Source organism: Pseudonocardia kongjuensis (assembly GCF_039526905.1).
Taxonomy (GTDB): domain Bacteria; phylum Actinomycetota; class Actinomycetes; order Mycobacteriales; family Pseudonocardiaceae; genus Pseudonocardia; species Pseudonocardia kongjuensis.
This window is the reverse complement of sequence record NZ_BAAAJK010000018.1, coordinates 155,870-178,835: the sequence shown is the minus strand read 5'-3', so window position 1 is coordinate 178,835 and position 22,966 is coordinate 155,870. Positions and strand designations below refer to the sequence as shown.

The 22,966-nt window shown below is 75.3% G+C and carries 17 protein-coding genes and 1 pseudogene; 3 read left to right on the top strand and 15 right to left on the bottom strand.

The genetic code is table 11. From position 1 onward, the window contains the following. Positions 1-21: 21 nt before the first annotated feature. The 12 genes and pseudogenes from ABD160_RS18545 to ABD160_RS18490 form a co-directional block, all read right to left on the bottom strand. Positions 22-351 (bottom strand): rhodanese-like domain-containing protein, encoded by a 330-nt coding sequence (locus ABD160_RS18545; RefSeq protein ID WP_344024366.1) that lies wholly within the window; start codon positions 349-351, stop codon positions 22-24. Positions 352-738: 387 nt separating this feature from the next. Beyond that, positions 739-2,331: pseudogene (locus ABD160_RS18540) on the bottom strand (solute symporter family protein); the annotation flags it as partial. Beyond that, entirely contained in the window at positions 2,328-2,684 is a 357-nt protein-coding gene (locus tag ABD160_RS18535) for a DUF485 domain-containing protein (protein WP_344024116.1), read from the bottom strand. The pseudogene ABD160_RS18540 and the gene ABD160_RS18535, both read right to left, overlap by 4 nt. Positions 2,685-2,890: 206 nt before the next feature. Next, on the bottom strand, positions 2,891-4,648 hold the full coding sequence (locus tag ABD160_RS18530) for a sodium/solute symporter (protein ID WP_344024114.1): 1,758 nt from the start codon (positions 4,646-4,648) through the stop codon (positions 2,891-2,893). Next, on the bottom strand, positions 4,645-6,708 hold the full coding sequence (locus ABD160_RS18525; RefSeq protein WP_344024112.1) for a hypothetical protein: 2,064 nt from the start codon (positions 6,706-6,708) through the stop codon (positions 4,645-4,647). Before ABD160_RS18525 ends, ABD160_RS18530 begins: the two co-directional genes overlap by 4 nt. Before the next feature lie 407 nt (positions 6,709-7,115). After that, positions 7,116-7,961, bottom strand: a complete 846-nt coding sequence (locus tag ABD160_RS18520; protein ID WP_344024110.1) for a LytR/AlgR family response regulator transcription factor — start codon at positions 7,959-7,961, stop codon at positions 7,116-7,118. 171 nt (positions 7,962-8,132) lie between these two features. Continuing rightward, positions 8,133-9,029, bottom strand: a complete 897-nt coding sequence (locus ABD160_RS18515; RefSeq protein WP_344024107.1) for a S49 family peptidase — start codon at positions 9,027-9,029, stop codon at positions 8,133-8,135. 101 nt (positions 9,030-9,130) lie between these two features. Then, positions 9,131-10,387 (bottom strand): sensor histidine kinase, encoded by a 1,257-nt coding sequence (locus ABD160_RS18510; protein ID WP_344024105.1) that lies wholly within the window; start codon positions 10,385-10,387, stop codon positions 9,131-9,133. A 21-nt stretch (positions 10,388-10,408) separates the two neighbouring features. Next, complete coding sequence (locus ABD160_RS18505; RefSeq protein ID WP_344024103.1) at positions 10,409-11,284, bottom strand: DNA-formamidopyrimidine glycosylase family protein; 876 nt, start codon at positions 11,282-11,284, stop codon at positions 10,409-10,411. Between the two features lie 26 nt (positions 11,285-11,310). Then, positions 11,311-11,751 (bottom strand): hypothetical protein, encoded by a 441-nt coding sequence (locus ABD160_RS18500; protein ID WP_344024101.1) that lies wholly within the window; start codon positions 11,749-11,751, stop codon positions 11,311-11,313. Positions 11,752-11,833: 82 nt separating this feature from the next. Next, positions 11,834-12,427 carry a GNAT family N-acetyltransferase gene (locus ABD160_RS18495; RefSeq protein ID WP_344024099.1) on the bottom strand — a complete coding sequence of 198 codons (594 nt, stop codon included), beginning with the start codon at positions 12,425-12,427 and terminating at the stop codon, positions 11,834-11,836. 51 nt (positions 12,428-12,478) lie between these two features. Next, positions 12,479-13,060: a cupin domain-containing protein gene (locus ABD160_RS18490; RefSeq protein WP_344024097.1), complete on the bottom strand. Its 582-nt coding sequence runs from the start codon at positions 13,058-13,060 to the stop codon at positions 12,479-12,481. A gap of 177 nt (positions 13,061-13,237) precedes the next feature. Here ABD160_RS18490 and ABD160_RS18485 point away from each other — a divergent pair, with 177 nt between their 5' ends. After that, positions 13,238-13,741, top strand: a complete 504-nt coding sequence (locus ABD160_RS18485) for a MarR family winged helix-turn-helix transcriptional regulator (RefSeq protein WP_344024095.1) — start codon at positions 13,238-13,240, stop codon at positions 13,739-13,741. Continuing rightward, positions 13,742-16,324, top strand: a complete 2,583-nt coding sequence (locus ABD160_RS18480; protein WP_344024093.1) for an MFS transporter — start codon at positions 13,742-13,744, stop codon at positions 16,322-16,324. Positions 16,325-16,931: 607 nt separating this feature from the next. Here ABD160_RS18480 and ABD160_RS18475 read toward each other — a convergent pair. Together ABD160_RS18475 and ABD160_RS18470 are read right to left on the bottom strand one after the other, a co-directional pair. Continuing rightward, complete coding sequence (locus ABD160_RS18475; protein WP_344024091.1) at positions 16,932-18,737, bottom strand: gamma-glutamyltransferase family protein; 1,806 nt, start codon at positions 18,735-18,737, stop codon at positions 16,932-16,934. Between the two features lie 10 nt (positions 18,738-18,747). Beyond that, positions 18,748-20,484, bottom strand: a complete 1,737-nt coding sequence (locus ABD160_RS18470; protein ID WP_344024089.1) for a TM0106 family RecB-like putative nuclease — start codon at positions 20,482-20,484, stop codon at positions 18,748-18,750. 159 nt (positions 20,485-20,643) lie between these two features. Here ABD160_RS18470 and ABD160_RS18465 point away from each other — a divergent pair, with 159 nt between their 5' ends. Beyond that, positions 20,644-21,531, top strand: coding sequence for a DUF6474 family protein (locus ABD160_RS18465; RefSeq protein WP_344024087.1), 888 nt, complete (start codon positions 20,644-20,646; stop codon positions 21,529-21,531). Between the two features lie 7 nt (positions 21,532-21,538). Here ABD160_RS18465 and ABD160_RS18460 read toward each other — a convergent pair whose 3' ends face one another. Continuing rightward, on the bottom strand, positions 21,539-22,960 hold the full coding sequence (locus tag ABD160_RS18460) for a dihydrolipoyl dehydrogenase family protein (RefSeq protein WP_344024085.1): 1,422 nt from the start codon (positions 22,958-22,960) through the stop codon (positions 21,539-21,541). Positions 22,961-22,966: the final 6 nt, after the last annotated feature.

The window sequence follows — 22,966 nt, the reverse complement described above, 5'->3', positions numbered from 1 at the left end:
GCCGGTGGCTGCGCCAACGCCTCAGGCGATCCGGGGCGCGCTGCCGTCGTCGGTGATCACGTCACGCCCGACGGCGGCCCAGTCCTGCATGCCGCCGGCCACGTTCACCGCCGGGAAGCCCTGCTGGTTCAGGTAGGCCACCACCCGGGCGGAACGGCCGCCGGACCGGCACACCACGTAGAGCGGATCGTCGCCCGGCACCTCCGACACCCGCCCCGCCAGCTCGGACATCGGGAGGTGGCGGGCGGACGGGGCGTGCCCGGCCGTCCACTCGTCGAGCTCGCGGACGTCCAGCATCGGGGCGTCGGGGGGCAGATCGGACACGCTGACGGTGGGCACCGGCTCGGACATGTCCGCCATCCTGCCACGCTGCACCGTCAACACCCGGTGAGAGACGGCGGCGTCCTACCGCGGTGGATCGTCGCGGTAGAGCGAGCCGTGCGGGATCGTCATCTCGTTCGGGTCCAGCGGGGGTTCGACCGGCCCGGCGTTCGCCGGGACCGGCCCTTGCCCGCCCGCCGCGTCGCCGCGCACCGACGGCCGCCGGTACGCGCCGGTCACGCCGGAACCGCCGAACAGGTCCCCGGCCTGCCTGCTGGTCGGCTGCCTGCGCTCCGGCGAGATCCCCGGCACCGCCCGCCCGGCGCGGCCGCCGTCGTCACCGCGGTAGGTCGGGATCGCACCGACCGAGGTGGCCGTCACCGGCTGCCGCTTCGGCTCCTCCTTCGGAGCCGTGGTGGCCCGGACCGCGCCCGCACCGGTCAGCGACCGGACCTCCATCTCGGCGTAGCGGACGGCGGCGAACCGCTCGGTGCCGCCGAGGCAGGTGCCCACGATCCCGAGCAGGAACGAGATCGGGATCGACACCAGGCCCGGGTTCGACAGCGGGAACACCGCGAAGTCGGCGCTCGGGATCATCGAGGTGGGCGAACCGGACACCGCGGGCGAGACCACGATCAGCCCGACACAGATGAGCACGCCGCCGTAGATGCTGCACAGCGCCCCGGTCGTGTTGAACCGCTTCCAGAACAGCGAGAACAGGATCGTCGGCAGGTTCGCCGACGCCGCGACGGCGAACGCCAGCGCGACCAGGAACGCGACGTTCTGGCCGTTGGCGATGATGCCGCCGCCGATCGCGACCAGCCCGATCACCAGCGCGGTGGTCCGGGCGACCCGCACCTCGGCGTCCGGCGTCACGTCGCCCCGGCGGATCACGTTCGCGTAGACGTCGTGCGCGAACGACGCCGACGCGGTGATCGTCAGCCCGGCGACGACCGCGAGGATCGTCGCGAACGCGACCGCCGCGATCAGGCCCAGCATGATCTCGCCGCCGAGCGCGTACGCGAGCAGCGGCGCCGCGTCGTTCTGGTTCTCCCGGGAGATCGTGCCCGGCGGGAGCAGCGCCATCGCGCCGTATCCGAGCACCAGCGTGAACAGGTAGAACGTGCCGATCAGCCAGATCGCCCAGACCACCGAGCGGCGGGCCTCCTTGGCCGAGGGCACGGTGTAGAAGCGCATCAGGATGTGCGGCAGGCCCGCGGTGCCGAGCACCAGCGCCAGCCCCAGCGAGATGAAGTCGACCTTGTTCGTGTACTGCAGGCCCGGGTCGAGCACCGCCTCGCCGTGCTCGGAGTTCTCGGTGGCCCGGTCCAGCACCGTGGACAGGTCGAAGCCGTACCGGCCGAGCACCCACGTCGTCATCACGGCGGAACCGACGAGCAGCAGGCCGGCCTTGATGATCTGCACCCAGGTGGTGCCCTTCATCCCGCCGAACAGCACGTAGACGACCATCAGACCGCCCACGACGACGATCACCATCGACTGCGAGAACGAGTCGTCCTTCGGGATCTGCAGCAGCAGCGAGATCAGTCCGCCGGCGCCGGCCATCTGCGCGATCAGGTAGAACAGCGAGACGACCAGGGTCGACGTCGCGGCGGCCGCGCGGACCGGGCGCTGGCGCATCCGGAACGCCAGCACGTCGCCCATCGTGAAGCGACCGGTGTTGCGGAGCAGCTCGGCGACCAGCAGCAGCGCCATCAGCCAGCCGACGAGGAAGCCGATCGAGTAGAGGAACCCGTCGTAGCCGTAGAGCGCGATCGCGCCGGCGATCCCGAGGAACGACGCGGCGGACAGGAAGTCACCGGCGATCGCGGTGCCGTTCTGCGGGCCGGTGAACGCGTGCCCGCCGGTGTAGTAGTCGGCGCGGGTCGCGTTGGTGCGGCTGACCCGGAGCACGATCATCAGGGTCACGATCACGAACAGCAGGAAGAACCCGAGATTGGCGGTGACGCTGCCGACCGACTCGGCCTGCGCCAGCACGGTGCCGGTCATGCCCGCACCTCCGGGGACCCGGCGAGGCCGGTCTCGACCCGGGCGCGCAGCTCGGCGGCCGGGCCGTCGATCTCGCGCTCGGCGAACCGCACGTACAGCGTGGTGATCACGAACGTGCTGACGAACTGGCCGAGGCCGACGAGCAGGCCGACCGTGATCGTCTCGCCGACCCGGATCGACATGAACCCGGGGGCGTAGCTGGCGAGTCCGACGAAGGCCAGGTACCAGGCCAGGAAGATCGCCGTCATGGGGAACACGTACCGGCGCAGCCGGGTACGGAAGGCCCGGAACTCCGGGCTGGCCTGGACCTGTTGGTACACGGTCCCGGCCGGGCCCTCAGCGGGGCTGCTCATGGCGCCGTTCACCGGCCTTTCGCGTCGTGCTGGCGGGGGGAGCCGGGCCCGCCGCGGCCGGTGGGCCGCGGGACACCCTTACCTCGCACAACGACGACGGACGCCCGGAGCGACGATCGAACGCACCGAACGGCGGAAAGTTGCCCGGTCCGGACCAACCATTCGGCCGATCCGGTCACGCGGGGTCATCGGGGACGGGCCCTCGATCAGGTTCGGTCGTCCAGCCTGTCACGCATAAGGCCCAGCCGTTCGGGTGCGTGGAGTCGCAACATCACCTGACCGGCATCCTCGGGACGGCGCGCCCGGGTGAGCAGCGAGACGGCGATCATCGTCGCGAACGCGAGCGGCACGCTCACGATCGCCGGCCGGTACAGCAGTACCTCGACCCAGCCGGCGGCCGGCCCGAGGAACCCGGTGTCCAGCCCGGCGAGCGCCGCGACCACCGCCGCGGCCGAGATGATCCCGCCGGCCAGGACCCCGGCGATCGCGCCGACGTCGGTGAGGCCGCGCCACCAGATGCCGAGCACGAGCAGCGGGCAGAAGGTGGACGCCGCCACCGCGAAGACCAGTGCGACGGCCTCGGCGAAGTTCAGCCCGGTCGGCACCAGCGCCACCACCGTCGGCGGGATCCCGGCGAGCACGGTCGCCAGCGGGAACCGCCGCGCCATCCGGCCCTTGCCGGGCAGCACGTCGGTGGACACGACGCTGGCCAGGCTCACCAGCAGGCCGGACGCCGTCGACAGGAACGCCGCCCACGCCCCGGCCGCGACCAGCCCGGCGACCAGGGCGCCGAGCAGCCCGCTGCCCAGGATCGCGTTGGGCAGCAGCAGGACCGCGGCGTCCGACCGCCCGGTGACCAGCAGCTGCGGCGTGTACACCCGGGACAGCATGCCGAGCAGCGTCACCAGGATGTAGAAGCCGCCGAGCATCGCGAGCACGACGACGGCGCTGCGCCGGGCCGCCCGGCCGTCGGAGTTGGTGTAGAAGCGGCCCAGCACGTGCGGCAGGCCCATGGTGCCGAGGAAGGTCGCCAGGATCAGCGAGTAGGTGCCCAGCAGCTGGTGCTCGCCGGAGCCGGCGAACGGGCGCAGCCAGCTCTCGTCGTCGGTGGGCGCGCCGCTGGTCACCGGCACCGGCTCGCCGGCCGCGAAGTCCAGCTCGGTGCCGGGTGCGATGTCGTGCGAGGACCCGGCGACCCAGCGCAGCGGGCCGTCGACCGGCACCCCGTCGACGGTGCCGCGGACGGTCACGTCGACCGAGAGCCGGATGTCGAGGACGACCGGCGTCGTCACCGAGACGGTGGTCGGCTCGCGGAACTCGGGCGGCTCGTTGCGGGCGAAGGTGTGCCCGTCGCCGAACCAGACGGCGAGCCCGATCACCGCCGGGACGGCCAGCGCGGTCAGCTTGAACCAGTACTGGAACGCCTGCACGAAGGTCACCGACCGCATGCCGCCGAACGCGACGGTGGCGAGCACGATCACGCCGGCCCCGGCCGAGCCGATCCAGTCCGGCAGCCCGGTCACGATGCCGAGGGTCAGGCCGGCGCCCTGCAGCTGGGGCAGCAGGTACAGCCAGCAGATCACCATGACGACGGCGGCGCAGACCCGCCGCAGCGCCGGTGAGGCGAGCCGGGCGTCGGCGAAGTCGGGCACCGTGTAGGCGCCGGAGCGGCGCAGCGGGGCCGCCACGAACAGCAGCAGCAGCAGGTACCCGGCGGTGTAGCCGACGGCGTACCAGAGCCCGTCGACGCCGTTGACCAGGATCAGCCCGGCGATCCCGAGGAACGACGCCGCGGACAGGTACTCGCCGGAGATCGCGCCGGCGTTCAACCGGGACGGCACGGTCCGGGAGGCGACCAGGAAGTCCGAGGTCAGCCGGGTCCGGTGGGCGATCGAGCCGATCACCGCGGACACCACGGCCACCAGGACGATCGCGACCAGCGACGCGATGGCGGTCAGGCTCACCGGTCCGCCACGTCGTCGGCGAAGTCCTGTTCGACCGACTCGGCCGAGCGCACGTACCACCAGCCCAGGCCGAGCAGGAACGGGTAGACGAGCAGGCCGAGCAGCAGCCACGGCAGCCGGATGCCGACCACCTCGATCTCACCGAGCACCGGCAGCGCCATGAACAGCGCGGGCAGCATGCCGAGGGTGAACAGCGCGACCAGACTCACCCGCAGGGCGAGCAGCAGCTGGGTCCGGACCAGCGAGTTGCGGAGCAGGGTGCCGACCGCGCCCGGGTCCTGCACGTCGGAGAGCCCGCGCGAGGAGTGCGCGGTGGACCGGCGCTCGGACAGCACGATGCGCACCCGGTTGCCGCCGGGGCCGTCGTCGGTGCCGGTGCCGTCCGGTTCCGGTGCGTCGGTCGGCGCCGCGGCGAACCGGCGGGGCCGGGCGCCGGTGTAGGGCGCGAACGAGGTGGCCGCCAGGTCGGCGCCCGGGTCCGGGGCCGGGGCGGGGGCGACCGGGGCGTCCAGGCCGGGGGCGCGCCAGATGACCTCGGTGCGTTCGGCGGCCGGGCCGCGCAGCTCGTCGTCCGGGTCCGGGTCGAGACGGAGGTCCGGATCGAGGTCCGGGTGCAGGTCGGGATCATCCGGCAGGTCGTCGTCCACCGGCAGGCCGGGATCGGCGGGCGCAGCGGTGCCGGCCGGTTCGGCGGCCACCTCGCTGCTGCGGCGGCCGGCGGCGGTCCAGCGGGTCGGGACCGGCCGGGTCTCCGGGTGCTCCTCGGCGGCGGTGTCCGGGTCGGTGTCGGCGGGGCCCGCGTCGGCGGGTGCCGCACCGGCCACCCCGAGCAACGCGCTGCGGTCCGGGGCCCAGCCGTGGCTCCACTCCGAGGTCGCCCCGGGGATGCGCCGTGGCAGTCCGGCCGCGCCGGTGACCGGCGGCCACTGCTTGCCGCTGTCGGTGGGGCGGGAGGGGGGCCAGACGCCCTCGGCGGCGGAGTCGCGCAGGCCGGCCGGGGCGTAGGGATCGGGCACCATGGTGGAACGCGGCCGCGGGTGCGCGGCGCGCGCCCGGGGGTGCTGCGGTTCGCGGTGGTCCTCGTCGGCCGCCGGGCCGTCGGTCACTGGGCGGTCGGTCACTGAGCCGTCGGTCGCCGGGCCGCCGGGCGCTGGGCCGTCGGGCGCTGGGCCGTCGGTCGCTGAGCCGCCGGGCGCTGAGCTGTCGGGCGCTGGGCCGTCGGGCGCCGGGCCGTCGGTCGCTGGGCCGGCCGGGGCCGGGCCGCCGGATCCCGGGTCCGTCCCGGTGGCTCCGCCGTCCGGCGCCGCGCCGGGGAGCGCGGCAGGCTCGGCCACCTCGGCCACCTCGGCCACCTCGGCCATCTCGGCGCCGGAACGCTCGGCGGCCGGCTCGACCCGGGCGTGCCTGCCGGACCCGGCCGCCGTGCCGGATCCGCCCGCGCGGTCCGCGACCCGGCGCGCGATCTCCTGCTGCAGCCAGCTCGCGCCCTCGTCGGCGTCGGCCCCGGCGGCCTCGCGCCGGGCGCGACGCCGGGGGCGGTCCGCGGACCCGCTCGCCTCGGGGGCCGGGGGTGCGGCGGCCGGCTGCGCGGTGGGATCGGCGCCGGGGTGGGCAGGGGGATCGGCAGTGGGGTCGGCGGTGCCGGCCGGCCCGGACGTGGACGTTCCGGCGTACCCGGCGGCGGGCTGACCGTTCCCGATCGGTCCGGCTGCCGGATGCGCGCTCCCGGCCTGCCCGCGACCGGGCCCGGCGTCGGGGTAACCGGCCGGCCCGGCTGCCGGATGCGCACCCCCGGCCTGCCCGGCCCGGGTGTCGGTGTACCCGGCCCACTCCTGCTCCGCCGCGGCCTGCTCGGTACCGGTCGGCGGGTCCACCGGCCGCGGAACGCCGCCGGAGAACGCCGGGCTGCGCGGCCGCGGGGCGACCGGGCCGGCGTGCGGGTGCCGACCGTCGGGCGCCCCGGGGCCCGGTGCCTCCGGCTGCATCCCGGCCGGCGCGGGCGATCCGTGGTGCCCGGCCTGCCCGAACTGCCCGGCCGACCCCGGCTGCCCGGCCGACACGGGGTGCCCGGAAGACCCGGGGTGCCCGGCTGACCCCGGCTGCCCGGCCGACGCGGGGTGCCCGGCTGGCCCCGGCTGCCCGGCCGACACGGGGTGCCCGGCCGACCCGGGGTGCCCGGCCGACCCGGGGTACCCGGATGGCCCGGATGGCACGGCCGACACCGGCGGCACCTGCGGCGCGGAGGGCACGGCCGACACCGGCGATGCCGCCGAGACCTGCGGCGCAGCGGGCGAACCGCCGTTGCGGTACGGGCCGGCGGCACCCGCGTTCCGGGCCGCCCGGTTGGGCCACACCGCGCCGTTGCCCGGCGCGCCGCCGTCCGGGCCGGGCGACCCGTCGTGATCGTCCGGAGCCTGTTCCTGCGACTCCGGACGCACCGACGGCTGGACGCCGCCGGTGGACCTGCTCACCTCTGGCTCCACGCCTGCTTGGTCGCGCGGACGAGGCGGTCCTTCAGCTCACGGGTGTGCCGGCGGCTGACCGGCAGCTCGGCCGTCTCCGGCCCCGACCCGATCCGGACGACGTACCCGGAACCGGCCAGCCGCAGCTCGGTGACCAACGGCAACGCGACCAGGAACGAGCGGTGGATCCGGACGAAACCGGCGTCGCGCCAGCGGTCCTCCAGCACCGACAGCGGGATCCGCACGAGGTGGCTGCCGTCGGTGGTGTGCAGCCGGGCGTAGTCGCCCTGGGCCTCGACGTAGCGCACGGCGGAGCGCGGCACCAGCTTCGTGGTGCCGGCCAGCTCGACCGGGATCACCTCGTCGTCGCCGGAGTCGTCGCGGGCCTGCTCGACCGGCCCGGTCCGGCGGGTCGACAGGATGCGGTCCAGCGCGGCGGAGAGCCGCTCGGTGCGCAGCGGCTTGAGCAGGTAGTCGATGGCGCCGACGTCGTAGGCGTCGACGGCGCGGTCGTCGTGTGCGGTGACGAACACGATCGCCGGCTGGACGGCCATGTTCTTCAGCACCCTGGCGAGCTCCAGGCCGTCCAGCCCGGGCATCCGGATGTCGAGGAACACGGCGTCGATGTCGGTCTGCTCGGCGACGTCGCCGGGTCCGCCGGACGGCCCGCCCGCCGGGGCACCCGCCCGCCGCCCGTTCAGGATGCGCAGTGCCTCGGTGGACTCACCGGCCTTGAGGACGGTCGCGACGCGCGCGTCCTCGTTCAGCAGGAATGCCATCTCCTCGAGCGCGGGCTGCTCGTCGTCCACCGCGAGCACGACCAGTCCCCGAGTGGTGTCGTTGCTGTCCACGATCTCCTCATCCTGCTTCCGGTCCCGGACCGGGATCCGATCGACCTCGATGATCGCCCTGCGCCGCGACCATGGTGACGTGCCGACGCGCGGAGTGCCAGGGCACGAACCGGATCGGTGACCGTCCGGACACGTGGCGACGTCCCCGGGCGGTGCCGCTGACCGGTTGTCTCACAGCCCGAACCGCGCCCAGGTGGCCCTGGCCTCGATCGCGGCGAGAAGCTCCGACCCGATCACCGCCGGATCCACTCCCGGGTGACCGAGCGACGCGGCGCCGCCCGCGCCCAGCCGGGCGAGCAACGGCTTGCGCGCCTCGACCGGGCGCTGCTCCGCCTCCGGGAACCGCTCGGTGAGCACCTCGTGCGCGGCGCCGATGCCGTCGATCAGCCCGAGCTCGCGGGCCCGCTCGCCCAGCCACACCTCGCCGTCGAACAGTTCGGTGCCGGTCGCGAGCCGGTCCCCGCGCCGGTCCCGGACCCAGCTCACGAAGCGCTCGTGCAGCTGTTCCTGCAGACCGGTCAGCCAGGCGACGTCCTCGGGCTTCTCCGGCAGGAACGGGTCCAGCCGGGACTTCGACCCGCCCGCGGTGTGCAGCCGCCGGGTGACGCCCCACCGGTCGATCAGGCCGTCCAGCCCGAATCCGGCGCTGACCACGCCGATCGAGCCGACGATCGAGGTCGAACAGGCGTAGATCTCGTCGGCCGCGCAGGCCAGCCAGTACCCGCCGGACGCGGCGACGTCCTCGCAGAACGCGAGCACCGGCACGTCGTTCTCCGCGGCCAGGGCCCGGATCCGGTCGCCGATCAGCTGCGACTGGGTGGGCGACCCACCCGGCGAGTTGATCACCAGGGCGACCGCGGCGAGCCGGTCCGGTGCGAACGCGCGCTCCAGCACCTTCTCCACCGACGCGGCGTTGAGCACCTGCCGGGGGACCGGCGCCGCCTGGGCGCTGATCACGCCGTGCAGCCGCACCACGGACACCACCGGGGGGCCGACCGCGCCGACGGACTCACCGAGTCGGCCCGGCAGCCGCGAGGTCACCGCGGCGGGAATGCGCAGGACGTCCATGCGATCCCACCGTACGCGGGAGCGCTCCGTGACGTGGCGTGACCGGTTCGGCACATCGCGGCGTGTCGCCGCTCACCCGTGCGGCCCAGCGCCACCGCCGTTCAGGCGCGGATGCCGGCCCGGAACTTCGGGACCCGCAGGGTGATCTTCATACCGGCGCCGATGTTGGTGTCGACGACCAGGCCGAAGTTGTCCCCGAAGGCCGACCGCATGCGGTCGTCGACGTTGCCCAGGCCGACGTGCGCGCCGGACAGGTGGGCGTCGTCGAGGTCCTCGTTGAGCCGGGCCGGGTCCATGCCGACGCCGTCGTCCTCGACGACGATCACGCACTCGGAGCCGGCGTTCTCCGCCCGGATGGTGACCGTGCCGCCGTTCGGCTTGCCGGACAGCCCGTGCCGCACCGCGTTCTCCACCAGCGGCTGCAGCGCGAGGAAGGGCAGCACGACGTTCTGCACCTCGGGATCGATCTGCAGCCGGATGTTGAGCCGGTTGCCGAACCGGGCCTTCTCCAGCCGGACGTAGCGCTCGATGTTGGTGAGCTCGTCGATCAGCGTCGTGTACTCGCCTGCCGACCGGAACGAGTAGCGGGTGAAGTCGGCGAACTCGATCAGCAGCTCGCGGGCGCGGGCCGGGTCGGTCCGGATGAACGACGCGATGGTGGTCAGCGCGTTGTAGACGAAGTGCGGCGAGATCTGGGCCCGCAGCGCCCGCACCTCGGCCCGGTTCAGCCGGGCCCGGGAGTCGTCGAGCTCGGCGAGCTCCAGCTGGCTGGACACGTAGCGGGCGACCTCGCCGGTCGCCCGCAGCACCGGCGGCCCGGCGGTGGCCGGGGTGAGCGCGGCGAGCGTGCCGATGATGTTGCCGTCGCTCTCCAGCGGCACCACGACGATGCCGCGCACCTCGCAGCCGGGCTGGTTGCACTTGATCGAGGTGTGGCTCATCAGCTCCATCCGGCCGGTCGAGATGACCCGGTCGGCGAGCGTCTGCACGTCCTGCTGGTGCTGGTCGGCGCTGCCGTCCCAGCCGAGCACGGTGGCCCGGGAGTCGGTCATCGCCATCGCCGTGCTCTCCAGCAGCTGGCGCAGGTAGGGCAGCGCCTGCGACGCGGAGCGCTGGGAGAGCCCCTCCCGCAGCACCGGGGCGGCGAGCGCCACCGTGTGCAGCGCCGAGAAGGTGGCCTTGGCGAGCGGGGAGACCATGTTGTTGCGGCGGTTGCGCTGCCACAGGAACACGAACACCGCGATGACCAGCACCACCACCGCGACGATCAGCAGCAGCACCAGGGACGGGGCCAGCTCCGTCTGCCCGTCGACGACGGCGACGGCGAGATCCACCGCTCCCCCGACCGTGCTGCTCACCGCTGCGCCTCCTGGGACGACCTACCTCACCAGCCGGGACAACCGGCGGTCCGCAAGCGGCTTGCCACCAGTCTGGCAGGTCGGACAGTACTGGAACGATCTCTCGGCGAACGACACCTCCCGGACGGTGTCGCCGCACACCGGGCAGGGCAGTCCGGTGCGGGCGTGCACCCGCAGACCGGAGCGCTTCTCGCCCTTCAGCTCGGCGGCGCCCTGCCCCACGGACCGTTCGACGGCGTCGGTCAGCACCGCGTGCAGCGCGGCGGACAGCCGGTCCCGGGCCGCCTCGTCGAGCCGGGCGCCGACGGCGTACGGCGAGAGCCGCGCGGTGTGCAGGATCTCGTCGGAGTAGGCGTTGCCGATCCCGGCCAGCGTCCGCTGGTCGGTGAGCAGCGTCTTGAGCCGGCGGTTGTCGCCGTCGAGCAGCTCGTCGAGCCCGGCCCGGGTCAGCTCCAGCGCGTCCGGCCCCAGTCGCGCGATCCCGGGGACCTGCGCCGGGTCCGTCACCAGGTACACGGCGAGCCGCTTCTGGGTGCCTGCCTCGGTGAGGTCGAAACCCGGCCCGCCGACCGCGTCGAGATGCACCCGCAGCTGCAACGGGCCGCGGCCCGGCTTCGGCGGGGTGGCGCCCGCGGTGGCGTGCCAGCGCAGCCAGCCGGCCCGCGACAGGTGCGTGACCAGGTGCACCGGCTCGTCCGGCCGGTCGGCGAAGTCCACCGACAGGAACTTCCCGAACCGCGACGCGCCCGTGACCACCCGGCCGGTCAGCGCGGAGACCGGCGGGTCGAAGGTCTTCAGCGCGCTCATCGAGGCCAGGTCCACCCGGGCCACCGGGCGGTACACGGCGTGCTCGCGCAGGTGGTGTGCGAGGGCCTCCACCTCCGGCAGTTCGGGCACGGTGACTCCTCGGGGCTCGTCGGCTCCTAGTTGATGGGTTGCAGCGGGCTGTCCGCGTGGCCCGGGGTGGACCGGTTCTTCAGGCTGCGGATCACGACCTTGGTCTCCTCGCGGGCGGTGGCGAGCCCGCGGACCATCCCGGTCCACTTCTCCGGCGGCAGGTCGTAGCCGCCCTGCGTCTTCGCGGTGATCGTGAACGGGCGCCGCAGCAGCCAGCGGACCGGGAAGAAGCCGAGCCCGACGATCACGACCAGCCAGTAGAACCAGGGGAAGACCACGGCGCTCGGCGCCCAGACCAGCAGAACCAGCCAGAACAGGGCGAGCGCGGACAGGATGAGCACGACCGCGCCGTTACCGGCGTCGACGTCGTGCTCGAACTCGTCGCCGACGGCGGGAGTGGTCCACTCGATCCGCCGCTGCACCTGCCACTCGCGGTAGTCCGCCGCGATGACCGTCTTCGTCGCCATCCATCCCGTCCCGGGTTCCACGCCCTGCCCCGTGCCACCGCCGATGTTCCCACAGCGCACCGACAGAACCGAGCGACGCGCGTCAGCGGGGCGGCCGGACCATCGCCCAGGTGCGCGGACCGCCGTGCGGCAGGTCGAGCTCGGCGGTGACGGCGAAGCCCAGCCGCCGGTAGATGTCCACGTTGACCGGCGAGGACGTCTCCAGGAACGCCGCCCGCCGGGCGGCGTCCGCGGCGGCCAGCCCGGGGGTGAGCACCGCCCGGCCGTACCCGAGGCCCTGCCGGGACGGCCGGACGCCGACCGGGGCCAGGAACCAGAACTCCCCGGACGGCCGGAGCCGGGCGAGCGCGTCCTCGACGTCGGTGGCCACCGCGGCCCGGTCGCCGGCCAGCTCGGCGAGCCGCGGCGCCGACCGGGTCAGCGCCTCCTCCACGGCGGGGCCGGGCACCGTCCAGACGGCGACCGCGTCGATCCCGTCCGGGCCGTCGACCACGTGCACCTGCCCGTGCGGCAGGCCGACCTCCCGGATCAGCAGCTCGTGGCAGCCGCGCAGCCGCCGGAGATGGTCGTCGGCGGCGATCGTGTGCCGGGTGAACGGGTAGTCGGCGAAGGCGTCGGACAGCACGTCCGCGCAACCGTCGAGATCGGCGGGGGTGGCCTCGCGGGCGGTACGCACGGGTGCCGAGGCTACGGAGCCGGGAGCCCGGGGACCGACCGCGTTTCCCGGTCAGCAGGCCGGCTCGACCGGCTCCCGCTCCGGGATCCCGGGCGCGAGCAGCTGCGACCGGGTCAGCACCACCGGCTCGGGCCCGTCGTTGCGCAGCTCGTTGGGTTCGCCGTCGCCGATGAAGAACGCCTCGCCGGTCCGGAAGGTCTGCGGTTCGCACCGCCCGGCCCGCTGCACGGTGAGCTCGCCGGACCGGACCGCGGAGGTCGCCGTGCCGGGGTGCCGGATCCAGCCGGTGACCTGGCCGGGCTGCAGCACCTCGGTGCGCACCAGCAGCTCCGCGGGCCCGGGGGTGCTGATCTCGATCGGCCGCTCCAGGACGCCCCGGGTGTCCGAGCCGGCCTGCGCGACCGGTGCGCCGGGCACCCCGGGCAGCGCGGTGCCGGTCGGGTCGTCGGGGCTGCCGGGGCCGGTGCCCGGAGGCGCGGGCTCGGTCGTCCCGGGTGCGGCCGGCGACGCGGCGCCTGCCGGATCGGCGGACTCGTGCCCCAGCTGCCCGGGCTGGGCGCAGCCGGCGAGCAGGGCCGCGACGGCGACCAGCAGCGCCGGTCCGGCGAGGGCGGGACGGGGACGGGTGCGCACGGCGGTCCTCCCGGGGAGCGAGGCGGATCGCCGCGAGGCTAGTGCCCGCCGCCGGACGGCACCGGGGCGCACCCCTGCGTGACACACGTCACCGCAATCGAGTTGCGTTGCGCAATGCCGAAGCGCATAGTTGCGCGGGTCAACTAGTTGCGTGATACATGCAAGTGGAGAGCTGCGATGTCCACCGCTGCACCCGCCTCCCGGGATCCGGTCACCACACCGGAAACGGGGGATCCCGACCTGGCGCTCGCCGACACCGTCGTCCGCCAGCTGTTCCTGCTCACCCGGCAGGTGAAGCGGTCGGCCGAGCGGCACCGCCCCGAGATGATCGTCGACATGGCCGGCTACCACCTGCTGGCCCACCTGCGCTTCGGCGGGCCGCAACGGGCCGTCGAGGTCGCGGCGACGCTGCACTCCGATCCGTCGACCATCAGCCGCCAGGTCACCGCACTGGTGAAGGCCGGGCTGGTGGAGCGCCGCGCCGACCCGGGCGACGGACGGGCGTCCCTGCTCGCCGCCACCGACGAGGGCTTCCGCGTGATCGAGACCGAGCGACGCCGCCGGGCCCGGGTCATCGCCGAGGTGCTCGCCGGGTGGGACGCCCCCGACCGCGAGGCGCTGACCGGCCTGCTCGGCCGGTTCCTCGACGACTACCAGACCTTCGAAGCACGGGAGTCCTGAATGTCCACAGCCGCCGCCGCGTCCCGCGCGGACGGGGAGCTGACACACCGCCAGATCCTCACCGTCCTCGGCGGGCTGATGCTGGGCATGTTCCTGGCCGCCCTGGACCAGACGGTCGTCTCGACCGCCATCCGCACCATCGCCGACGACCTGCAGGGCCTGTCCATGCAGGCCTGGGCCACCACCGCGTTCCTGATCACCAGCACGATCACGACGCCGCTCTACGGCAAGCTGTCCGACATCTTCGGCCGCAAGCCGCTGTTCATGACCGCGATCTCGATCTTCCTGATCGGCTCGGTCGCCTGCACCCTGGCCTGGTCGATGTACTCGCTCGCCGCGTTCCGGGCGCTGCAGGGACTCGGCGCGGGCGGCCTGATGTCGCTGGCGCTGACCATCCTGGGCGACATCGTCCCGCCCCGGGAACGGGCCCGCTACCAGGGCTACTTCCTGGCCGTGTTCGGCACGTCCAGCGTGATCGGACCGGTCGTCGGCGGGCTGCTGTCCGGGGTGGACACCATCCTGGGGATCGACGGCTGGCGGTGGATCTTCCTGGTCAACGTCCCGATCGGGCTGATCGCGCTGGTCGTCGTCCAGCGGGTGCTCAACGTCCCGCACGTGCCGCGACCGGCCCGGATCGACTGGCCCGGCGCGCTCGCGCTGACCCTGTGCCTGGTGCCGCTGCTGATCGTCGCCGAGCAGGGCCGCGAGTGGGGCTGGGGCTCCCCGACCTCGATCGTCTACTACGTCGTCGGCGTGATCGGGCTGGGCCTGTTCCTGCTCGCCGAGCGCACCTACGGCGACGCGGCGCTGCTGCCGCTACGACTGTTCCGGACCGGCATCTTCTCGCTGGCCAGCGTGATCAACCTGCTGATCGGCATGGCGATGTTCGGCGGGATCGCGCTGCTCCCGCAGTTCCTGCAGATCGTGCACGGCGCGACGCCGATCGAGGCCGGCCTGATGATGCTGCCGCTGATGGGCGGGATCATGGTCGCCTCGATCACCTCCGGCCAGCTGACCTCGCGCACCGGCCGCTACAAGATCTTCCCGGTGCTCGGCACCGCGTTCATGACGATCGCGATGCTGCTGCTCTGGCGGACGGTCACCCCGCAGATCCCGATCTGGCAGCTCGACCTGACGATGGCGCTGCTCGGCCTCGGCCTCGGCCTGTGCATGCAGACCCTGGTGCTGGCGGTGCAGAACGCGATGCCCGCCCGCGACATGGGCGTCACCACCTCGTCGGTCACCTTCTTCCGGCAGATGGGCGGCACGCTGGGCACCGCGGTGTTCCTGTCCGTGGTGTTCTCGACCGCGGGCGACCGGATCGGCGACGCCATCCGGTCCGCGCTGGGCACCGGGACGTTCCGGGCCGCGCTCACCGATCCCGCCGTCGTCGCCGATCCGGCGAACCGCGCCGTCGTCGACGGGCTGACCGGCGGGCAGCCGGGCGGGCTCAGCGCCGCGGTGCTGAGCGACTCGTCGTTCCTGCAGCAGATCGACCCGCGACTGGCCGCACCGTTCCAGGAGGGCTTCACCAGCTCGATGACGCTCGCGTTCCTGATCGCCGGCTGCGTCGCGGCGGCCGCGTTCGTGCTGGTGCTGTTCCTGCGGGAGCTGCCGCTGCGGACGATGTCCGGCGCCCAGGCGGCCCGGGCCGAGGCCGAGGCGGACGCCGCCGTGCCCACCGGCGAGATCTCCGCCGTGGCACCGGCACCGGCACCGGCGCCCGCCGGCCGGAGCCCCCGGCACGAACGGGAGGACCCGGTCCCGGCCATCGCCGGCCGCGTGACGCACACCGGTGCGGGCGGCCCGGCCACCGTGACCGCGCTGCGGCTGTCCGGCGAGCAGATCGGCCGGACCCGGACCGACGACGACGGCCACTACCGGCTCGCGCTCGACGACTCCGGCCGGGTGCTGGTCGTCGTCGCCGCCGGGACGCTGCCGCCGCACGCCGCGACGGTCACGACCGGGCCGGGCACCGTCGTCCGGCACGACGTGCGGCTCACCGCCGGGAGCGGGATCGGGGGCACCGTCCGGGACCCGTCCGGCGCCGGGGTCGCCCGGGTGACGGTCTCGCTGATCGACCGCGACGGCGACGTCGTCACCGCGGCCGAGTCCGCCGACTCCGGCCGGTACACGCTCAACGCGGTGCCACCGGGGCACTACGTCCTGGCCGCGGCCGGGGAGAGCGTCGATCCGGTGGCGATCGGGCTGGACGTCCCGGCCGACGGAGGCGTGACGCAGGACGTGCGGCTGCCCGAGCGCTCCCGGCTGACCGGGCGGGTGACCGCGGCCCCGGACGGCATGCCGGTGGCGCAGGCCATCGCGACCCTGATCGACGCCGACGGGGCGGTCGTCGGGTCCCGGCTCTCCGACGCCGACGGCACGTTCACCTTCGAGGGCCTGGCCCCGGGCAGCTACACGCTCGCGACCAGCGGGTACCCGCCGGTGGCCGCCGTCGTGTCGCTGGAGCCGGGCCGGGTCACGCACTCCGACGTGGCGTTCCCGCCCCCGCTGGGGGACGCCGTCGGGCACAACGGCAACGGACGGCACGTCGGGGAGCGGCCCCCGGAGGGGGCCCGGTAGCGGCGGCCGGTTCCGCCCGGCTTCGCACCCCTGCCTCTGCGTCGCACCCGCTGGAACGGGTGCGAGGCCGAGGCAGGGGTGCGAGGTCGCGAGCCGGAGCTGCGGCGCACCCCGGCACCCACGGCGCACCCCGGCACCCACGGCGCACCCCCTGGAACGGGTGCGGCACGGACCGCGCGGTGCGGCATCCCCGGCCGAGCCCACACACCCCGCCCGACGCACCCCGCCACCACCCACGCACCCGCTCCAGCAGGTGCGACACCCACCACGAGGTGCGACACCCACCACGCGGTGCGACACCGACCGCGCAGTGCGGCATCCCCGGCCGAGCCCACACACCCCGCCCGACGCACCCCGCCACCACCCACGCACCCGCTCCAGCAGGTGCGACACCGACCACGGGGTGCGGCACCCACCACGAGGTGCGGCACCCGCCACGCGGCGCGGCACCGACCACGCGGCGCGACACCCACCACGCGGCGCGACACCTGCGCACCCGGGGTACGAGCACGCACCACCACGAGTCACGCGCGACGACGGGCACACGCGAGCACGCGCGAGCACGCGACAGTCGCAGCCGACGACCGCGAGGCTCCGCGGCGCCGGGTTACAGCGCGATCGCCCCCGCCACCCCCGACCGGGGATCGGCGGCGGCGTGCAGCGCCCCCGCCCCTCCCCCGCCGGGCAGCACCGCGCCCCGGCCGACCGCACACATCCGGCCCAGCTCCCAGGGGCCCGCGTCGTCCACCAGATGCCCGCGCCGGGACAGCTCGGCCAGGGTGGCGGCGCCGAGCCGGGACTCCACGACCAGGCCGTGCGCCTCCCAGCCGCGCGGTGCGAACGAGCCGGGGAACGCCGTGGAGTGCCAGGCCGGCGCGTCGATCGCGGCCTGCAGGTCCAGACCGCCGTGGATCATCGCGAGCAGGAAGCACAGCTGCCACTGGTCCTGCTGGTCGCCGCCGGGCGTGCCGAACGCGGCGGCCGGCTCGCCGTCGCGGAAGGCCAGCGACGGGCTGAGCGTGGTCCGCGGCATCCGGCCGGGGACCAGCGAGCTGGGCAGGCCCTCCTCCAGCCAGAACATCTGCCCGCGGGTGCCGAGGCAGAAGCCGAGCGCCGGCACGGTCGGCGAGGACTGCAGCCAGCCGCCGGACGGCGTCACCGAGACCATGTTCCCGGCGGCGTCGACGACGTCGACGTGCACGGTGTCCCCGCGGGTGACGCCCTGCCTGCCGACCGTCGGCTCGCCCGAGCCGGGGCCCTCGGTGCCGGTCGACCGGCCCGCACCCGGGGTCGCCGCGTACGCCCCGATCCGGGGCTCCCGCCCGCCGGGCGAGCCGGGTCGCAGCGTGCCGTCGGAGGCCGGGCCGATCAGCGCGCGCCGGGCGTCGGTGTAGCCGTCGGAGAGCAGCTCGTCGAGCGGCACCGGCGCCGAGTCGCCGTACCAGGCCTCCCGGTCGGCGAACGCCAGCTTCGCCGCCTCGGCCGCGACGTGCACGGTCTCCGCGGTCGCCACCCCGCCCGGCAGCTCCAGGTCCACACCGGACAGCAGGCGCAGCTGCTGCAGCAGCACCGGGCCCTGCGACCACGCCGCGCACTTGGCGACCGACCAGCCGTTCCCGGCGTCGGCGACGACCGCGGGCTCGTAGTGCGACGACCACGACGCCAGGTCGTCGGCGGTCAGCAGTCCGGCGTGGTCGCGGCCGGTCTCGTCGCGGACCGGGGTGCGGACGAAGCGGTCGATCTCCTCGGCGACGAAGCCGCGGTACCAGGCGTCGCGGGCGGCGTCGATCCGCGCCTCGCGGGACGGGCCGGTCGCCGCGTCGAGCAGCCGCCGCCAGGTCGCGGCCAGCGCGGGCAGCCGCACGATCTCGCCCGGCCCGGGGATCCGGCCGTCGGGCAGCCAGGTCGCGGCCGTTCCCGGCCAGTGCGCGGTGACGTGCTCGGCGACCGCGGCCAGCACCTCCGGGACCCGCGGGAGCAGCGGGAACCCGGCCGCTGCGTAGCCCAGCGCCGGCTCCAGGACGTCGGCGAGCTCCCAGGTGCCGTGGTCGCGCAGCAGGGTCAGCCAGCCGTCCCAGGCGCCGGGCACGGTCGCCGGGAGCAGGCCGGTGCCGGGGACGATCTCGCACCCCTCGGCGCGCAACCGCTCCGGTGTCGCCGCGGCCGGGGCGACGCCCTGGGCGCACAGCACCGTCGGTGTCGGGTCGGCCGCGGTGACGAACACGGCGGGCAATTCGCCGCCGGGACCGCACAGGTGCGGCTCGACCACCTGCAGGACGAACCCGCAGGCGGCGGCCGCGTCGAAGGCGTTGCCGCCGCGGGCGAGCACGGACGCCGCCGCGGCGGTGCCCAGATGGTGGGTGCTGCTGACCGCGCCGCGCGGGCCGATCCGGTCGTACGTACGGGGTGCCACGCCCGCATCCTCACACGGCGGGCGGCGCCAGCTCACTCACCAGGGGGACCTCCAGCACCCGGTCCGACGACATCCACTCCCGCAGCACCTGCGTGGCCAGCACGTCGTCGGTGTTGTACCCGAGCAGCCGCTCCCGCTGCACCGGATCGGGCTCGCCGCCCTCCAGCGCGACGGCGTCCCGGTACCAGCGCATCGAGTTCTCGCCGCCGGCCTCCGGATCGCGCCACCCGAACCCGGCGGCGGGCGCGATCTTCTTCAGGCCCTTGCCGTGCGCGCACAGGAACCAGCGCGACACCACGCCGTAGAGATCCACCCAGGACGGGTCGGAGATGAACTCGCGCACCGCCCGCTCGGTCGGCACGCCGGGCATCCCGGCGAACCGCTGCGCCGAGGACAGCATCCAGCGGTTCTCGGCCTGCTCGTTGTAGCAGTACGCGGCGAACGACCGGCCCGAGCCGGCCGTGATCGCCCGGATCCCGGACAGCCAGGTCCAGAACTCGCCGAACGAGCGCCCCTCGTCGGGGGTGGGGAGCGGCTCCCAGGTGGCGAACGCCCGGTACCCCGGCTCCGGATCGCCGTCGCGCCGGCCGCCCGGGTAGGACAGCAGCACCCCCCACAGGTAGGCGCCGGACTCGCCGAAGCTCTCCATGTCGATGTCGATCTCGACGTCGCCGCGCGGGACCGGCACCCGCGGCACCCGGCGGGCGACCGCGAGCCCCTGGCCGCGGGCCCTGGCCAGCGCCACCAGGTCGGTGAACGGCGGCCCGGGCAGCGGCACGGCGAGCGCGGCGGGCGGCGCGGCCGGGTCGAGCGCCGCCAGGTCGGCGACCGTGCGCACACCCGCCCCGCGCAGCAGCCGCGCCGTCTCCCCGTGCGCGACCAGGCTCACGTCGTCGACGGCCGTCAGCTCGGCCTCGCAGGTCGGCCACCACGGGCAGCGGCGGCACTCGGTGATCCGGGACGGCGCGGCCAGCGCGGGCCCCCCGGCGGCGGCGGACCGGGCCACCGCGGACCGGTCGGCGAACCGGACGTCGTACTCGTCGAGGGTGTGCCGCCCGCCCGGCCAGTGACCGGCCCGCAGGTCGTGCCACACGACGACGTCGGCATCCAGCCCGATCACCCCGCCCAGCCGGGGCGCCGACTCCGGCGGCGCCCAGCCCGCCGCCTCCAGCAGCCGGGTGAGCTGGGCGAGCGCGAGCAGGTCGCGCGGCTGGGAGCGGACCTTGCGGTCCGGGTCGTGCCGGGCGCGCTGCGGCCACGGATCGGTGACGGCGGTGGTGCTGGCGCCCTCGCCCGGATCGGTGATCCGGCGGCGGACCACCAGCACCGGGACGTAGCCGCCGCCGGGCACCCGGACCAGCAGCTCGGCGCCGCCGCGCCGGTCGCCGTCGAGCGGCAGGACCGCCCCCCAGATCATCGCCGCCCCGGCCGCGACCAGCTCGGCGGTGCGCGCGGCGCGCGCGGCCCGGGCGCCGCCCTCCCCGGGCTCCGGCCCGGCCGCGCCCGACGGCCAGGCGCTCGCCCAGTCGGCCCCCCACACCTCGGCCAGCAGCTCGCCGATCCGCACCCGGTGCGCCGCCGCGTCCGCCCGGCGCTGCTCGATCGCGGGGTCGGGCAGCGCGCGGGGCGCACCGGCGGCGGACGGGTCGTGATCCAGGTGCACCCGCCTGCGGCACCCGCTGAGCGCCGCCGCGTCCAGCAGGACGCGTGGCGCGGTACGGGATCCGGTCGGGGTGCTCACGGACATCGAGGGTAGAGACCACCCCCGACACTTCCGACGGGTGCCGATCGGCCACCGGTCAGGTCACTCGCCGGTGTCGGGCCTGCGCGCCCGGTGGCGCGGGCCCTAGGCTGCGGCGACGATAATGCCGATCACGTGCGGTCGACCGGACCTGGAGGACACGACATGGGACTGCTGCGCAGGAAGCCGAGCGCGGGCGAGCGGGCCGCCGCGGCGACCAGGGAGGCGGCGGTCGACGCGTCGGAGTGGGTCCAGGACGCGGCCGGCAGCACCCGGGACGCGGCCGACCGGGCGACCGAGAAGCTGCACCGCAGGGCCGCGAAGGCGCGCCGCCGGGCGGAGGCCGCGGGCCGCCGGGCCGACAAGGCCGGGCGCCGGGCCGCCCGCACCACCCGCCGGGCCGTCGGCAAGGGCGGCGACCGGGTCGCCTCCGCCGCGCAGGGCCTGCTCAGCGAGGCCGACCTGAAGGCCCGCTCGGCGGACCGCAAGGTCACCAGGGCCGCCGCGAAGGCCGACGCGAGCGCCCGCAAGGCCGAGGCGAAGGCGTCGCTCACCGCGGAGAAGGGCAGGCTCAAGAGCGAGGCACGGGCCGCGAAGCAGGCCGAGCGCGAGCGCGTCGCCCGCGAGTGGAACGCCAAGAAGGTCCAGCGCTACCTGGGCATCGCCAAGCTGCTGGCGCCGCTGCTGGCGCCGTACGCGATGGCGGCCGCCGGCTCGCTGCGGCACCGGCTCGACGACCAGCGCTCGCGCCGGCTCGGGGTCTCCCCGGACGAGCTGGGCGGCTACTCCGGGCCGGGCGGCAAGCTGCACGCGCGGCTGTCCCGGATCTCGCGCACCATCACCGAGCTGCGCGAGGACGGCACCACCGAGTCCGACGCCGCGGCGAAGCGGTTCGCCGACGAGACCGAGCCGCGGCTGCACGATCTCGCGGCCGCCGTCCGGGCCGCGGAGAACATGCCGGTCTCCCGCCGCAAGGCGGCCTACCGCACGATCTCCCGCGACCTGGACCGGATCGAGGTCGAGCTGCTGGACCACCTGGGCGTGCGGTCCTGATCGCCGCTCAGCCCGCCCGGTAGGCCTCCAGCAGCCGCAGCCAGACCTCGCTGACGGTCGGGAACGCGGGCACGGCGTGCCACAGCCGCCGCAGCGGCACCTCGCCGACCACGGCGACGGTCGCGGCGTGCAGCAGATCGGCGACGCCGGGCCCGACGAAGGTGAGGCCGGCCAGCACCTCGCGCTCGGTGTCGACGACGGCGACCACCCGGCCGGACCAGCCGTCCGCGGTGAGCGACGACCCGGCCACCGCGATCTCCATGTCGATCACCCGGACCGGCAGCCCGGCGGCGCGGGCGGCGTCGGCGGTCCGGCCGACCCAGGCCACCTCGGGATCGGTGAACACCACCTGCGGGACGGCCGCGTGGTCGGCGGTGGCGGCGTCCTCACCCCACGGCCCGGCGTCCAGCGGCCGGCCCCCGGCGCGGGCGGCGATCGCGTGCGCGGCGATCCGGGCCTGGTACTTGCCCTGGTGGGTGAGCGGTGCCCGGCCGTTGACGTCGCCGACCGCGTAGAGCCAGTCGCCGCCGCCCTCGACCAGTCCGGAGTCGTCGACCGGGACGGCGCCGCGGTCGGTGGTGCGCACCCCGACCGAGTCCAGCCCGAGATCGCCGGACGCCGGACGCCGGCCGGTCGCCACCAGCAGCCGGTCCACCTCGACGACGTCCCCGCCGCCGTGCAGCCGGACCGCGTCGGTGCCCGGGCCGGCCGGCTCGACCGAGTCCAGGCCGGTGCCGGTCCGCAGGTCGACGCCTGCCTCGCGCAGCCCGTCGGCGACCCGCTCGGAGGCGACCGGCTCGGCGTTCGGCAGCACCCGCGGGCCGTGGTGGAACAGGGTGACCCGGGAGCCGAGCCGGGCGAAGGCCAGCGCCAGCTCGCAGCCGACGACGCCGCCGCCGAGCACCCCGAGCCGGTCCGGGATCTCCTTCGCCGAGGTCGCCCCGCGGGACCCCCAGAACGGCACCGAGTCGAGCCCGCGGACCGTCGGCGTGACCGGGACGCTCCCGGTGGCCAGCACGACGGCGCGCCGCGCGGTGACCGGGGTGAGCGCCCCGTCGTGCCCGGTGACCTGCACCTGACGCTCCCCGGTGAGCCGCCCGCGGCCGCGCAGCACCACCACGCCGGCGCCCCGGGCCCACTCCTCCTGCCCGGAGTCGTCCCAGTTGCCGGTGAAGTACGTGCGCCGCTCCAGCACCGCGGCCGGATCGAACTCGGCGGTGACCCCCGGCAGCCGGCGGGCGTCGGCGACCGCCTGCGGGGTGCGCAGCAGCGCCTTCGACGGGATGCACGCCCAGTACGAGCACTCGCCGCCGATCAGCTCGTCCTCCACCAGGGCGGCGGACAGGCCGGCGGCGGCCGCGTAGCCTGCGGCGTTCTCCCCGACCGGACCCGCCCCGATCACGACGACGTCGTACTCGTGCTCGCTCATGGCCCC

Coding starts and splice junctions, on each gene's coding strand:
- ABD160_RS18545 (WP_344024366.1), bottom strand. CDS start 351: ATGTCCGAGCCGGTGCCCACCGTCAGCGTGTCCGATCTGCCCCCCGAC.
- ABD160_RS18535 (WP_344024116.1), bottom strand. CDS start 2,684: ATGAGCAGCCCCGCTGAGGGCCCGGCCGGGACCGTGTACCAACAGGTC.
- ABD160_RS18515 (WP_344024107.1), bottom strand. CDS start 9,029: ATGGACGTCCTGCGCATTCCCGCCGCGGTGACCTCGCGGCTGCCGGGC.
- ABD160_RS18500 (WP_344024101.1), bottom strand. CDS start 11,751: ATGGCGACGAAGACGGTCATCGCGGCGGACTACCGCGAGTGGCAGGTG.
- ABD160_RS18485 (WP_344024095.1), top strand. CDS start 13,238: ATGTCCACCGCTGCACCCGCCTCCCGGGATCCGGTCACCACACCGGAA.
- ABD160_RS18480 (WP_344024093.1), top strand. CDS start 13,742: ATGTCCACAGCCGCCGCCGCGTCCCGCGCGGACGGGGAGCTGACACAC.
- ABD160_RS18470 (WP_344024089.1), bottom strand. CDS start 20,484: ATGTCCGTGAGCACCCCGACCGGATCCCGTACCGCGCCACGCGTCCTG.
- ABD160_RS18465 (WP_344024087.1), top strand. CDS start 20,644: ATGGGACTGCTGCGCAGGAAGCCGAGCGCGGGCGAGCGGGCCGCCGCG.
- ABD160_RS18460 (WP_344024085.1), bottom strand. CDS start 22,960: ATGAGCGAGCACGAGTACGACGTCGTCGTGATCGGGGCGGGTCCGGTC.